At 49.8% G+C, this 14,232-nt stretch carries 14 protein-coding genes; 3 read left to right on the top strand and 11 right to left on the bottom strand.

Annotation, left to right across the window (positions count from 1 at the left end; genetic code table 11):
- Window positions 1-42: 42 nt before the first annotated feature.
- The 5 genes from EOE65_RS02270 to sohB form a co-directional block, all read right to left on the bottom strand.
- Window positions 43-1,191, bottom strand: a complete 1,149-nt coding sequence (locus EOE65_RS02270; RefSeq protein WP_127692665.1) for a mechanosensitive ion channel family protein — start codon at window positions 1,189-1,191, stop codon at window positions 43-45.
- A gap of 33 nt (window positions 1,192-1,224) precedes the next feature.
- A complete protein-coding gene (gene nagZ / locus EOE65_RS02265) occupies window positions 1,225-2,235 on the bottom strand; it encodes a beta-N-acetylhexosaminidase (RefSeq protein ID WP_127692664.1) in 1,011 nt (336 codons plus the stop codon).
- Window positions 2,236-2,237: 2 nt separating this feature from the next.
- Window positions 2,238-2,714: a L,D-transpeptidase gene (locus EOE65_RS02260; RefSeq protein ID WP_127692663.1), complete on the bottom strand. Its 477-nt coding sequence runs from the start codon at window positions 2,712-2,714 to the stop codon at window positions 2,238-2,240.
- Window positions 2,714-3,373, bottom strand: a complete 660-nt coding sequence (locus EOE65_RS02255) for a TetR/AcrR family transcriptional regulator (protein WP_127692662.1) — start codon at window positions 3,371-3,373, stop codon at window positions 2,714-2,716. The genes EOE65_RS02260 and EOE65_RS02255 overlap by 1 nt, the downstream gene beginning before the upstream one ends.
- A 95-nt stretch (window positions 3,374-3,468) precedes the next feature.
- Window positions 3,469-4,539, bottom strand: a complete 1,071-nt coding sequence (gene sohB, locus EOE65_RS02250; protein ID WP_127692661.1) for a protease SohB — start codon at window positions 4,537-4,539, stop codon at window positions 3,469-3,471.
- 92 nt (window positions 4,540-4,631) lie between these two features.
- On the opposite strand from sohB, the gene EOE65_RS02245 reads away from it, so the two are divergent.
- On the top strand, window positions 4,632-4,952 hold the full coding sequence (locus EOE65_RS02245) for an SCP2 sterol-binding domain-containing protein (RefSeq protein ID WP_206052587.1): 321 nt from the start codon (window positions 4,632-4,634) through the stop codon (window positions 4,950-4,952).
- A gap of 1 nt (window position 4,953) precedes the next feature.
- Here EOE65_RS02245 and nudC read toward each other — a convergent pair whose 3' ends face one another.
- Window positions 4,954-5,709 (bottom strand): NAD(+) diphosphatase, encoded by a 756-nt coding sequence (nudC, locus tag EOE65_RS02240; RefSeq protein WP_127692660.1) that lies wholly within the window; start codon window positions 5,707-5,709, stop codon window positions 4,954-4,956.
- A 238-nt stretch (window positions 5,710-5,947) separates the two neighbouring features.
- Here nudC and nhaB point away from each other — a divergent pair, with 238 nt between their 5' ends.
- Entirely contained in the window at window positions 5,948-7,456 is a 1,509-nt protein-coding gene (gene nhaB / locus EOE65_RS02235) for a sodium/proton antiporter NhaB (protein WP_127692659.1), read from the top strand.
- A 68-nt stretch (window positions 7,457-7,524) separates the two neighbouring features.
- Here nhaB and EOE65_RS02230 read toward each other — a convergent pair whose 3' ends face one another.
- The 5 genes from EOE65_RS02230 to EOE65_RS02210 all read right to left on the bottom strand — a co-directional run bounded on the left by EOE65_RS02230 (window position 7,525) and on the right by EOE65_RS02210 (window position 12,696).
- The gene (locus EOE65_RS02230) at window positions 7,525-8,316 is read right to left on the bottom strand and encodes a TIGR00266 family protein (RefSeq protein ID WP_127692658.1); all 792 of its coding nucleotides are present in this window, start codon (window positions 8,314-8,316) and stop codon (window positions 7,525-7,527) included.
- Between the two features lie 42 nt (window positions 8,317-8,358).
- A complete protein-coding gene (locus EOE65_RS02225) occupies window positions 8,359-8,823 on the bottom strand; it encodes an outer membrane lipoprotein (RefSeq protein ID WP_127692657.1) in 465 nt (154 codons plus the stop codon).
- A 51-nt stretch (window positions 8,824-8,874) separates the two neighbouring features.
- Entirely contained in the window at window positions 8,875-10,662 is a 1,788-nt protein-coding gene (locus tag EOE65_RS02220; RefSeq protein ID WP_127692656.1) for an ABC transporter ATP-binding protein, read from the bottom strand.
- 120 nt (window positions 10,663-10,782) lie between these two features.
- Window positions 10,783-11,025, bottom strand: a complete 243-nt coding sequence (locus EOE65_RS02215) for an HP1242/YdcH family protein (protein WP_127692655.1) — start codon at window positions 11,023-11,025, stop codon at window positions 10,783-10,785.
- A gap of 114 nt (window positions 11,026-11,139) precedes the next feature.
- Window positions 11,140-12,696, bottom strand: a complete 1,557-nt coding sequence (locus EOE65_RS02210) for a methyl-accepting chemotaxis protein (protein ID WP_127692654.1) — start codon at window positions 12,694-12,696, stop codon at window positions 11,140-11,142.
- 246 nt (window positions 12,697-12,942) lie between these two features.
- Here EOE65_RS02210 and aroA point away from each other — a divergent pair, with 246 nt between their 5' ends.
- On the top strand, window positions 12,943-14,226 hold the full coding sequence (aroA, locus tag EOE65_RS02205; RefSeq protein WP_127692653.1) for a 3-phosphoshikimate 1-carboxyvinyltransferase: 1,284 nt from the start codon (window positions 12,943-12,945) through the stop codon (window positions 14,224-14,226).
- Window positions 14,227-14,232 lie beyond the last annotated feature (6 nt).

Here is a 14,232-nt window from a genome sequence, read left to right as displayed (position 1 = left end):
ACATCAGACACAAAAAAGCCAGCGAATTCGCTGGCTTTTTTATTACTGCTGGATATCAGCCCGCTCTAACGATAATGCCTGAGCCTGCGAAATCCCCTCAACATGTAGCGTTTGTGTTGGGAATGCAACTTCAGCGTCGTGCCCTTCAACAATCGCCATAATTTGTAACAGTACATCCTGCTTTACCTCGTGGTACTTCACCCAGTTTGTGGTTTTCGTGAACGTGTAAACGAAGAAGTCCAGTGATGAAGGGGAAAACTGATTGAGGTTGACGATCAGAGTCTGGCGCGTATCGATCTCGGGATGGTTCTGTAACATCGTCTTTACATCAGACACGATGGCCTGAATCCGCGTAACATCACAATAGCGCACGCCAACTGTCTCGTAGATGCGGCGGTTTTTCATTCGCGATGGGTTTTCCACAGAGATACTTGTGAAGGTAGCGTTAGGCACATAGAGCGGCCGCTGATCAAAGGTTCTGATTCGTGTGAGGCGCCAACCAATATCTTCAACGGTACCCTCGATATTTTGGTCGGGCGAACGCACCCAGTCTCCTACTTTGAATGGCCGATCGAGATAGATCATCAAACCGCCAAAGAAGTTTGCCAGCAGATCCTTTGCTGCAAAACCTACCGCCAAACCGCCAATACCACCAAATGCCAAGACGCCAGAAATACTATATCCGAAGCTCTGCAACACCACTAATGCGATTGTGACCACCAGCGCCAGGCGAATAAGCTTACCAATCGCGGAAACCGTGGTTTCATCCATCGAGGTATCGATACCCTGAGGGTCAATCAATGCAGTTTCTGCGCGCTTAACGAAACGCACCAAGAACCAGCCGATCAGTACGATAACCGCCACTTTACGTAGCGGGTCGATAATATCGAGCAGTACCGTACCCGTTTTAGCATCGATGATATCAATGGCCCAGCTACCGCCTAACACCCAGATCAACGTCACTGCAGGGCGGCGTGCAGCCTCCACTAGCAAGTCATCCCACACATTGCGGGTTCTCAGGAGTTGTTGGGCAAGCTTAAAGAAGAACTTTTTAACAAAGAGCGCGACAATCGCCGTGGTCAAAATGACGACAAACACACTCAAAACCCAACTATTTTCCTGTCCAAGCGCTAGGTTATCGACTAACCAAGTGGTCACAGTGTTCAGTATCGCTTTTGCATCAGCATCCATGTTTCACTCCTTTGCAAACAGAAAATCTCGCGATCAACCCAATAGGCTTGCCGCTATCGCCTTGGCGCGTCTATAACGGCTCTCATCTTTTACTGCCAACGCAGGCTGGTAACGCATACGAGCAATACGGCTGGCAGGGCTAGCGTCTGGGTTGTCCTGCAGGTAATCAAGCACCTCGACTGCAGCTTCCGGGTTGTTACATACCAATACCATGTCACAACCCGCCTCTAGTGCAGCTTTGGCACGGGATGGATAATCACCAGCAACGCGCGCGCCCTCCATTGTGAGATCATCGCTGAAGATCACACCATCAAAACCCATCTCACCCCTGAGCACCTCTTGCAGCCAAAACTGCGAGAATCCAGCAGTGTTCTGATCTACCTGCTCGTAGATCACATGAGCAGGCATGACAGCTTCCATACCTGCATCCACTAATGCACCAAACGGAATAAGATCGGCACCGCGCAACTGCTCGAGTGAGCGTTCATCGCGCGGGATATCTAAATGCGAGTCGGCCACAACCCAGCCATGTCCCGGGAAATGCTTGCCTGTAGAAGCCATACCCGCTTCCTTCATACCCGCTATAAACGCAGTAGTTAACGCAATGACCTGCTCAGGGTTATCACCAAACGCGCGATCACCAATAATTTCACTGCGCCCCCAATCCAGATCAAGCACTGGCGCAAAGCTGATATCGATATCAAGCTGGGTTAGTTCAATCGCCATCAGCCAAGCCAGCTCTTTTGCGGCGGCACACCCTGCCGCTTGATCTTGCTGCCATAAGCGCGCGATAGCAGCCATTGGCGGAATCCGCACAAATCCGTCGCGAAAACGCTGCACGCGCCCACCTTCATGGTCAACCGCGATCAATATATCGGGAGCAATGCTGCGGATGTCATCAACCAAAGCCTTAAGCTGCGCTTGGCTCGAATAGTTACGCGTAAACAGAATTAAGCCGCCGACTTCGGGGTGAGCTAAGAGCTCACGTTCGCGGGGTGCGATCTCTGTACCAACGAGATCCAACATTAAACGTCCGGCAGGCATAGTTACTCCTCAATAAAGACTTCAGTACCTACGGGCACCAAGTCAAAAAGTGTGATGATATCGGCGTTGCGCATCCTAATACAGCCATGAGATAGCGGCACACCCATCGGCTCGCTGTCTGGCGTGCCATGCAGGTATATGTAACGGCGCATCGTGTCGCAGTTTTGCAAACGGTTGAAGCCAACCTCGGTGCCACTTAGCCATAAAATCCGCGTTAGAATCCAATCTCGCTTTGGGAACTGCTCAGCCAGCGCGTCAGAATACACCTCTTCGGTAAAACGGCGACCTACGAAAACCGCTCCCTCTGGCATTTGCGCACCGATTTTAGCCCGAATAATGTGTGCGCCGCGCGGCGTGCAACCACTACCATTTTGCTCGCCTGCACCATTTAGGGCCGTCGAGACAGGAAACGTTAAAACCGAACGCTCATCTTGCACCAGCGTTAGCGTTTGGGTAGGGATCGAAATTCGGATATACATTAGATACGACTAACAAACGTGCTCTCTGGCCGCGCGAGGAATCCAGCCGTTAAGACAGGGATCATACGATGTAAGACGCGTTCAACTTCAATGTCTTCATCATCTTTTGAGCCACCGAGGCCGGCTAAAACTCGGTAGTTATTCAAAGTAAAGATCATGGAGCCTAATAAGAAGTGGATCCGCCAGAAGAACTCGTCATCATGCATCGGTGCGGCGTCTTGGCGAAGCAGTAGAATAAAGTCGTCCAAGCTCTCGCGGTACTTTGAGGTAAGAAACACTCGAAACTCATCCTGACCAGGCACATAGGAAAGGTCAAGCAGCCTAGAGAAGATAGCTAAGGCATGGCCGTTAGTTTGGTGCACTTTGAGCAGCGCACGCATGAGCATCTCGAGCAGCTCTTCAGTAGCAACCGTGGTGCCTTGGTGGGTGTAGCGCGTTGTGCAAACAGCGTCTTGCAAGTGACCCACAAACGGCGCCACGTATTTATCAGCCACCGACTCGATCAACCCCTGCTTTGAGCCAAAGTGGTAGTTCACAGCTGCCAAATTTACTTTCGCAGCTGTGGTGATCTGCCGCATTGTTGTTTCACTGAACCCCTGTTCGGCAAATAATGCTTCTGCGGCCTTCTGTATTTGCCGAGCCGTTTTCGATTGCTGCAACCCTCGCCTCCTTTCGAACGTGTTTGAAACATCACTATTAGAAAGGAATTAATCCAAGCAAGCAACTATTAATAGATTTCCTGTGAATTCAATAGCTAGCGAGAGATAAAACGACTGTTAGCAAGACGCGACAATGCTTTAGTAAAAAGACCGTCTGCTGTTTTAATCGTCATGTCACTGATGCGCTCTTGCAACGTCTTTTTGACCTCGTAACGTACACGGTATACATCAGATTCTTCGCACGCTTTCATCAGGTAATCGTCACTCGTTGTTAGCTCATCCACCAACTGCTCAGCCAGAGCACGCTTGCCAAACCACACTTCACCCGTGGCGACTTTTTCGATATCTAGTTGCGGACGGTACTGGCTTACAAACTCTTTAAACAGCGCGTGCGTATCTTCAAGCTCTTCGATGAACTTTTCTTTGCCCTTTTCGGTGTTTTCACCAAACATCGTGACTGTGCGCTTGTACTCACCTGCAGTGAACATCTCATAGTCAACATCATGTTTTTGTAATAGACGGTGGAAATTAGGTAGCTGCGCCACAACGCCAATCGAGCCGACAATGGCAAACGGAGCCGCCAGCAGCTTATCTGCCAAGCACGCCATCATATAGCCACCACTAGCTGCAACCTCATCAACACAAACAGTCAGTGGAATGTTACGCGCTTTAATGCGCTCTAACTGGGATGCAGCCAAGCCATAGGTGTGCACCAAGCCACCGCCACTTTCAAGGCGAATCACCACTTCATCTTCAGGGCGCGCAAACGTTAGCACCGCCGAAATCTCCTCACGCAGCGGATCCACTTCAGATGCTTTGATGTCACCATCAAAATCCAAAACATAAACACGCTTACGCTCCGCCGACTCAGGCATACTGCCTTGCTTCAGCGTCTTTTTACGTTTCTTGCTCTCTTCTTTATCCTTCTTTTTCTGCTCTTTGGCGAGCTGCTTGTAAGCCTCACGATCAAGCACGGCAGCTTCGATGGCGTCCTTCATATCATCAAACTGATCGTTCAATGATGTCAGCTCTACCTCACCTTCTGATGCATCGCGCTTATTACGACCACCCAGCACGCCAACACCTACAACGATCAGCAGAATAGTGATTAGAACAGTGATCGCCTTCGCTAAAAAAAGGCCATATTCAAAGAAAAAGTCGGACAAGTTATTTCTCCAGAAAGAGTTCTCAGCTTGAAGCGAGCTAATGTAACATAATACGCCTACTCAGCAACCGCCTAAGGACCCCAAGAGACCCCATGAGCGATATCACTGTAGATAAAGTCATCGAGAAGTTGCCGCATCGCTTTCAAGCCGATGCAGCTCAAGATCTAGAGACTGTTTTTCAATTTATGCTGGATGACAGCACCGACTTTTATATCGAGATAGGAGATGGTCAGTGCCGCACAGAAAAAGGCGAGCATCCTGACCCAAACGTTACCTTGATTACGGACGCAGACACTTTTATTCGCGTTGTAAACGGTGAGCAAGACGGTATGGGTGCCTTTTTGAAAGGCCAGCTTCGTGCCGAGGGCAATGTTATGTTAGCCACGAAGCTTGGCAAACTATTCCGGCGCTAGGCTACACCTCTCCTTTGATGAACCGCTCGATCAGTTTATACGAGATAGCGAATGAAGGAGGCAGGTCAGGTAGCGTTTCACGCGTGAACCAATGCGCCTCCTCAATTTCGACACCATCCGGCGCCAACTCACCTGAATCGTAGTCAGCGATAAAGCCGAGCATCAGTGAGTGTGGAAACGGCCAAGATTGGCTTTCCATGTAGCGGACATTCTTAACTTCAATCCCAACCTCTTCTCGCACTTCACGGTGTACCGCCGCTTCAGCCGATTCACCAGCTTCAATAAAACCTGCCAGTGTACTTAAACGCCCCGGCGGAAAGTGCGGAGAGCGGGCCAGCAAGCACCGCTCACCATCAACCACTAATACGATAATGCATGGCGAAATACGCGGGTAATGGACGAGTTTACAAACAGGGCAATGCTTCGCGAGATCCTTCACATGGTGCTCAGTCTTGGTGCCGCAGCGTCCACAGAATTGATGGTGACTATGCCAAGTGACTAACTGCACAGCCCTCGAGAGCAACATGTACTCTGTCTGATCCTGAGCTTGTGCTAATACTTGACGCATCTGAATGGGTTGATAAGCCTCAGGTAAAGGGTCGCTAACAATAGCGAGAGTGACCGCAACTCCATCGCGTCCACCAACCGGATAGCTCGCTTCAATTTGCTGATTGGCCAAGCCACTATCATCAAGATAAGGCCGGTTTTCAATACCGATAAGTGCACCACGATAACCAACCAGCACGAAATTTTTCACACAATTCCCCTACAAAAGATACTATAATAAGTTTTCAGAAATTAATGAAACTACCTACTTTAGAGCAAAAACTTAGTAAAATAGACCATACAAAGCACACAAATCATCACTTATTGTTTATTATGCTGCCGAAAACAACGCTTAATAATAAAATTTCGTTTTCCCGCATTTTGCATTATCCACTGCTGAGTACCCTGACCCCATAAGCGAGGGGAGGTCAGATAAAGGAATACAACCAATGACAATCTCTTTCCCGCAGGCAATTATGCAGAATTTCCTCGGAAATTCTCCTGTTTGGTATAAGCAGGCCATAATTGGCTTCCTCATCCTCAACCCTATCTTGCTGTTTGTTGCAGGCCCAGCTGTTACCGGCTGGATTCTCATTTTTGAGTTTATCTTCACCCTCGCTTTGGCACTCAAGTGCTACCCTCTGCAACCTGGTGGCCTACTCGCCATCGAGGCCGTAGCGATCGGCCTTGCATCACCTGAGTCGGTTTATCATGAAGTCAGCGGCAACCTCGAGGTTCTTCTGCTCCTGATGTTTATGGTAGCAGGCATCTACTTTATGAAGAGCATGCTGCTTTGGATTTTTACTAAGATCCTACTCAAAGTTCGCTCCAAGTCGTTACTATCTTTGCTCTTTTCACTATCTGCGGCGGTTTTATCAGCTTTCTTAGATGCGCTAACTGTGACCGCGGTTCTTATTAGTGTTTGCGTCGGTTTTTATGCGGTATACCACCGAGTAGCCTCAGGCAAAAAGAATAGCTCCGAACACGACCATGCGAATGACGATGGCGTCGAGGTTGATAAACGCAAAGACTTAGAGGACTTTCGCGCGTTCCTACGCAGCTTGCTGATGCACGGTGCTGTCGGTACTGCGTTGGGTGGTGTGTGTACACTCGTAGGAGAGCCACAGAACCTGTTGATCGCACAAAAAGCGGGCTGGGATTTCGTCGAGTTCTTTGTCTTGATGGCACCCATTACAATGCCTGTATTGGTGGCAGGCTTAGTGACGTGCTTTATGCTCGAGAAGCTGAAGCTTTTCGGCTACGGTTCTCAACTTCCTGATAGCGTGCGCTATATCCTCGAAGACTTCGCAGCAGAGGAAGATCGTAAGCGCAGTACGCGTGATAAGGCTCAGTTAGCTGTGCAAGTTGTCGTTGCGGTGTTTCTTGTTGTCGCGTTGGCGATGCACCTCGCGGCTGTTGGTTTGATCGGGCTTGTCATTATCGTGTTTTTAACGGCTTTCAACGGTATTGTTGAGGAGCATCAAATCGGTAAAGCCTTTGAAGAGGCCCTGCCTTTCACAGCGCTACTAGTTGTATTCTTCGCGGTGGTATCGGTGATCCACGAGCAGCACCTTTTCCAGCCTATTATTGCGGCGGTCTTAGCGATGGACGAAGCGTCTCAGCCAGGTCTCTTCTTCGTGGCAAATGGTGTGCTATCAGCCATCAGTGACAACGTATTCGTAGCAACGGTCTATATCAATGAGGTTGTTGATGCGCTAAACGCAGGCACAATCACGCGTGAACACTTTGACGCTCTTGCTATTGCGATCAATACAGGAACAAATATCCCAAGCGTCGCAACACCTAACGGGCAAGCGGCATTCTTGTTCTTGTTAACGTCGGCTCTGGCACCGCTTATTCGCCTCTCCTATGGGCGTATGGTCATTATGGCATTCCCATATACCATCGTGATGAGTCTAGTCGGCTACGTTTGCGTCAACTTAGCTTTAGGTGGCTAAAAAGTAGCGCTCAACAAAAAAACCTCGCCTAGGCGAGGTTTTTTATTATTAAAGCGGCAAGATAGCGCTTATCGGTCGCCATCAAGCATACGGCCAATCCCGCCTAATACCGAGCCTTCACCTTGGCTGCTACCACCTGCTGATGGTGCATGAGCCAAGATACGGTCCGCCATGCGTGAGAATGGCAAGCTTTGCAACCACACAGTACCTGTACCAGACAATGTCGCCAAGAAAAGGCCTTCACCACCGAACACCATTGACTTGAGGCTACCGGCACGCTCGATGTCATAATCAATTTGGCCGGAAAAGCCCACCAAACAGCCTGTATCTACACGCAATGTCTCGTTATTTAGCTCTTTACGAATCACGGTGCCGCCTGCTTGGATAAACGCCATGCCATCGCCTTCGAGCGTTTGCAAAATAAAGCCCTCACCACCAAATAGACCACTTCCCAAACGGCGGTTGAAAGTGATGTCTATCTTAGTCCCTAGCGCTGCGCACAAGAACGCATCTTTTTGGCAAGTGACACGGCCCCCGATCTGCGCCATATCGAGCGGCACAATGTTGCCGGGGTAGGGCGCAGAGAAGGATACCCGGCGCTTTCCTACACCATTATTGGTAAAGTGCGTCGTAAAGACAGATTCGCCTGTTACCATACGCTTACCCGCTGAAAACAGCTTACCCATTAAGCCTTGATCAGGCTCCGAGCCATCACCCATACGGGTTTCAAAACCAATGCCCTCTTCCATGTAAGTCATTGCCCCCGCTTCGGCAACAACCGTTTCACCCGGATCTAGTTCAACCTCAACCAGTTGCATCTCCGCACCAAGTATCTCGTAATCAACCTCATGACAACGCATGAAATCTTCTCCCTCTGTCTGACTGCTTAAACCTTAACAATACTAATATACAACACGGCTGACACTGCCGCGTTTTAGTATGCGGACGTTATCGCCCGAGCGGAAATAACCGCTCTCACCCACCTCTTGAACAACAGACACAACATCACCGCTACGCAAGCGTAACGTGATCTCTTGTCCTTGCTTGCGAGTCGCATCCTTCTGCACTTTTTCGCCGATGATACCACCTGCCACCGATCCAATAACCGTTGCCAAAGCTCGACCACTACCACCACCGACGGTGCTACCTGCAATACCACCCACAGCAGCACCCGTTAAAGTGCCTACTGCCCCCTCTTTACCTTCAATCACAACCGGCGTTACCGACATCACCGTAGCATAGCGTACCCGCTGCTCGCGCTGAGCTTCGCCATAGCTGTAGGTATCTCCTGTCAAACGTTGCGAGGAACAACCCGTTGCAACCACCAGCACCGAGACTGCGAGTAATACCGCTTTTATTTGCTTCATCTTCTTATCCACCCATCTAATACCTGCAGATTAAGACTACTAAACCACCGTTTAAATTCCCTGATGCTGACCATAAAGTCGCGCATAAAGACCATCCGAGTCGATCAACTCATCGTGCCCACCCTCTTCTGCGATGAGTCCGTCCTCAAACACATACACATGATCAGCCTGCTTCACGGCACTCAATCGATGGGCAACGATAATCGTGGTTCTACCGGCTAAAAATGCCTCTAGTGCTTTATGTAATGCACGCTCGGTTTCGGTATCAAGTGCCGATGTCGCCTCATCCAAGATCACGAGCTTTGGATCCGACAGCACCATACGAGCAATCGCCAAGCGCTGGCGCTGACCTCCGGACAGACGCACCCCTTGACGCCCAACTACCGCGTCCAGTCCGCCATCAAGCCCATCGATAAATTCAGCCAACTGCGCAACGGTTAGTGCCTCCCAAAGCTGGGTATCAGTGTAACTTTCACCCATGCACAGATTGCTGCGCACCGTACCGTTAAATAAGGCAGGGTGCTGCAAAACGGTGGCTACGTTATCGCGAATGAGCGGCAGACCAATCTCTTGCGTTGCGACACCATTAAATTGGATCTCACCACGAGTTGGCGTATACAGCCCCAACAACACTTGCACCAACGTCGACTTACCACCGCCACTTGCTCCCACCAACGCTATTTTCTGGCCCGCAGCGATGGAGAGGTTGATACCACGCAGTACTTCAGTGCCATCTCCATAGCTGAAGTGGACATCCCGCATGGAGACCCCAACAGTCGGCTGATCTGTGAACGGGTTGGTGGTTGCGGGGTAATCTGGCTCTTGACCAAGCTCGATTAAGCGGTTTAAACGCGTTAGCGCGGCTTTTGCACCATAGAAGGAATACTGAATCCCGAGTACCTCTTGGACGGGCCCCATCATAAACCATAGGTAGCCGAAGACCGCCATCATCTCGCCAACCGACAGGTCAGAGAAGACCACCATCAGCATCGATACCGCACGGAACAGATCAAATCCAACCAAGAAAACCAAGAAGCTAAAACGGCTCGCTGCATCGCTTTTCCACTCAAACGCACAGGAATCATCGCGCACTTGGCGTGCTTTACTCACCAGACCCGTTAGATAATGTCGCTCGCGATTACCGGCACGAATCTGCTGGATCGCATCCAATGTCTCGGTTAAAGCCCCCTGAAAAACCTCGTAAGCTTTGTTTTCATGCTTCTTGAGCTCTTTAACGCGCTTCCCGATCACCGTTGTAAAGTAGATAACTACCGGGTTCAAAAACATGATGAAGAGCGCTAGCTGCCAATGCATCCATAGCAAGATGATCGCGGTACCAAGAATAGATAAAGTGGCTACCAACAAGCGGCTAACCGAACTTCCGACAAAGCGGTCGACGGTATCCAAGTCAGTCACAAAATGGGAACTGACGGCACCACTGCCCAGCGTTTCGTACTCCGACATTGAGATACGGCCCAAACGCTTCAGCAAAGTGCTGCGCATACGGAAAATAATATCTTTCGAGATAATGGTGAACTGTCGCCCCTGCCATACGTTAAGCGCCAGTGCGATCACCCTTAGAACGACCGTGATAAAGAAGATGGCAAAGATATATAAAATCGGGCCGTGCCAACTTTCTGGGAACCATGGATTAATTGTGGCAATCAAGGTTCCGGGCGTATCAAGCAACACTTCATCAACAAGCAGAGGCATTAGCAACGGAAGTGGTACCGAAAAAATCGTCGCTAATATCGCAACAAGGTTGGCATAAGCCAGCTCACGCTTGTGTTGTTTTGCAATAGAAAAAATATACTGCCAACTGAACTTTGGGCTTTGCATAACACCTCATAAATCATAATGAGAAACATTCCCAAAAATACCATATATACGGCCCATTTGTCTGGACTGAAAACAAAAACACCCGCATTTAGCGGGTGTTTGATCTCGTGTATTTAAAGGCTATTTTGCGGCACGTAACATCGCGTAAAGCTGATCTTTCAAGTGCAAGCGTTTCACCTTGAGCTCTTCCTCTACCTTCGTTGCTACAGGCTCGATCTCCGCTTCCATTTTCTCAACCTGTTTAGTCACGACATGGTACTCGTCGAACAGCTTAGAGAAGTGAGCATCGCTCATTTTTAGTTGGTGAATCTCTTCGCGAAACTCAGGTAGCTCATGAACTAGATCGTGATGTTCGATAGACATATTGTGTTCCTTCTCGGTAACGGACTCTTAATTTCTTTAGTTTCAGTATCTACCTGAGTCCGATAAGAGACATTGATACTTATCAACTAATTAACCGGGAATCGTAAGAATCGATCAGACGTTCACACTCTGAATCAGCTCTTTTGATGTATCCGCCAACTCTTGGCTGGCAGCCCCGGCTTCTCTGGCCGCAGCCAACGCCACGTCAGCCGACGCCTTAGCCCGGTTGATCTCTGTATTTAACGACTCAGCAGAGCTACTTTGTTGCTCAAATACACCCGCGATCGACGTATTCAGCTCCGCTATATTTGACACACTGTGCGCAATTGCCTCTAGAGCGCTGCCCGCATTATGGGCCTGCTCCACACAAGCTTGCGCTTGCTCGCCACCCTGCTTCATTTTGCTGATGGCTTGCGAAGATTCGGACCCAAGGCGTTTGATCGCCGCATCGATATCACGGGTGGATTGCTGCGTGCGTTGTGCTAACGCTCTTACCTCGTCTGCTACCACTGCAAAGCCCCGGCCCTGCTCACCCGCACGCGCCGCTTCAATCGCCGCATTCAAAGCCAACAAGTTAGTTTGATCAGCAATATCGCTAATCACCTCAGTGGCGTTAGTGATATCTTGAGTGGCGGCTTGTAGGTTATCTAGCTGCTCAGATGCCGCCGACACCTGCTGCGCCATATCTCCAATCGCATCGATCGTATCCGCAACCGCTGCCTGCCCAAAACATGCTTTCTCTAACGCATCGTGGGTGTTCTCTGAAGCATTACGCGCAGAGCTTGCCGCTTCCTCGATTGAGCTAGACAACATACCCACACGCCCAACAATCGCATCGAGTTCAGCAACTTGCTCAGTAATCGCTTGCTCGGCAGAACGCGCGATTCCAATCGTATGGTGGCCTTTTTGCTCTAGGGTAGCGGCTGAATCGCCAACCCTAACGTTAGCCGAGCGTATACGTGCTTTGTTGGTGAGTGCGGCTAGATAAATCGCTCCGGCTTCAGAGCGCGAGTTTCCGTATACCTCTTCCAGTAGCTTACTTTTGATCACCTTATGGGAGCGCTGCTCAAGCATCTTGATCGGTTTAAAGCTGTAAGCGGCTAACCAGCTGAAAAACACCGCAGACACCAAAGCAGAAGCAATGATCCACGTTGCCGACCACCCAGTCACTGCGCCAATTAACAGAGGAACTATTGCGCTTAAAGCGGGTATCAACGCTGTTTTCTTGGCAATTTGGATATCGTGAAACGACATACGCTTTCGCCCATTATTGATGCGCGTAAATACATCTTCCGCGCGGGCAACCTGCGCTTTAGTTGGGCGCGTACGTACAGACTGATAACCAATCGTCGTACCGTTATCTAAGATTGGCGTGACATACGCATTCACCCAATAGTAGCCGCCATCTTTACAACGGTTTTTAACCACCCCAATCCACGGTTTGTTCGCTTTTAATTTTTCCCACATATCGCCGAACGCAGCTGCTGGCATGTCAGGGTGACGCACAAGGTTGTGAGGCTTGCCGATCAGCTCTTCTTGCGTAAAGCCAGAGATTTCGATAAATGCATCATTCACGGAAGTAATAATGCCTTTAAGGTCAGTCGTAGAAACTAACGGGGTGTTCTCGCTAAACGTTCGTTCAGTGTTGTTTACGGGCAGGTTCTTCTTCATTAAAACATCCGTCCCTACTGCAATTTATTATTGTCTTCAGCCCTAAGATTTGAGGTGTTTATTACGTTTTTAATAACCACTTAAACACTAAGTTTATAACAAGATTTAATCAGCGGATGTGAATATATAAAAAAGAGCAAAATTTAATCAAAAGGGATAGATTTTTCGCGGATAACTCGACCTGAGCAGCAACTCAGGCTACCTTATAGCCCCCGCATTCATAAGCTGATATTGAGTACGTAATTGATGGATAGTTTAACGCTGCAACCGATCCACTCTGTTGCTGGAGAAGTACAGATTCCAGGCTCCAAAAGCCTGTCAAATCGCATTCTACTGCTAGCTGCGCTGGCTGAAGGTACCACGACAATCACGAACCTTCTCGACAGTGATGACGTTCGCCATATGCTGGCGGCGCTCAGCAAGCTAGGAATCCGCTATGAACTATCCGACGACAAACGTACCTGCAAAGTCACTGGCGCAGCCGGCGCGTTAGGCACCAGCGATCTGCCGCTTTTCTTAGGCAATGCTGGCACCGCTATGCGCCCATTAACTGCGGCCCTATGTCTCGGCCAAGGCGAATACGAACTCACCGGTGAGCCGCGTATGTACGAACGCCCCATCGGCGACCTTGTCGATGCGCTGCGTGCGCTGGGTGCTGACATCGAATATCTCGGCGATGAGAACTACCCACCACTCAAGATACGCGCAAATGGCTTGGGCGGCGGTGCTGTGAAGATCAAGGGCAACATCTCAAGCCAGTTTCTGACAGCACTACTCATGGCAGCACCACTGGCAAAAGAAGACCTCACTATCACAGTGGATGGTGAGCTGGTCTCCAAGCCCTACATCGATATCACACTGCATGTGATGTCGCTATTTGGCGTTGATGTTAAAAATAATGATTACCAAAGCTTTGAGATCGCCGGACAACAAACCTACCAGAGCCCAGACAGCATTATGGTTGAGGGCGATGCTTCGTCAGCATCTTACTTCTTAGCATCCGCCGCGATTGCAGGAGGTACAGTCCGCGTTTATGGCGTTGGCGCAGATAGCGTACAAGGCGACAAGCGTTTTGCCGAAGTCTTGGAAAAAATGGGCGCGCAGGTAACCTATGGCCCCACCTATATTGAGGTCACCCGCGGCGAGCAACCCCTAAAAGCGGTGGATCTTGATCTTAACCATATCCCCGATGCTGCGATGACCATTGCCACAACCGCATTGTTCGCCGAAGGCACAACCGCGATCCGCAATATCTACAACTGGCGAGTAAAAGAGACCGACCGCCTAAGCGCGATGGCAACAGAGCTGCGCAAAGTGGGGGCCGATGTTGTTGAGGGCGAAGACTTTATCAAAGTCACGCCACCACAACAGCTGCAACACGCCGCAATCGATACCTATGATGACCACCGCATGGCAATGTGCTTCTCATTGGTAGCCCTGAGCGATACGCCCGTAACAATTAACGACCCGGGCTGTACGGCAAAAACGTTCCCCGAGTACTTTGATCTGTTCGCCACAATCGCGAAGTAACAGCCC

Origin of the sequence: Neptunomonas marina (assembly GCF_004005935.1) — a bacterium.
Lineage (GTDB): Bacteria > Pseudomonadota > Gammaproteobacteria > Pseudomonadales > Balneatricaceae > Neptunomonas > Neptunomonas marina.
This window is presented reverse-complemented; position numbering and strand designations above follow the sequence as displayed.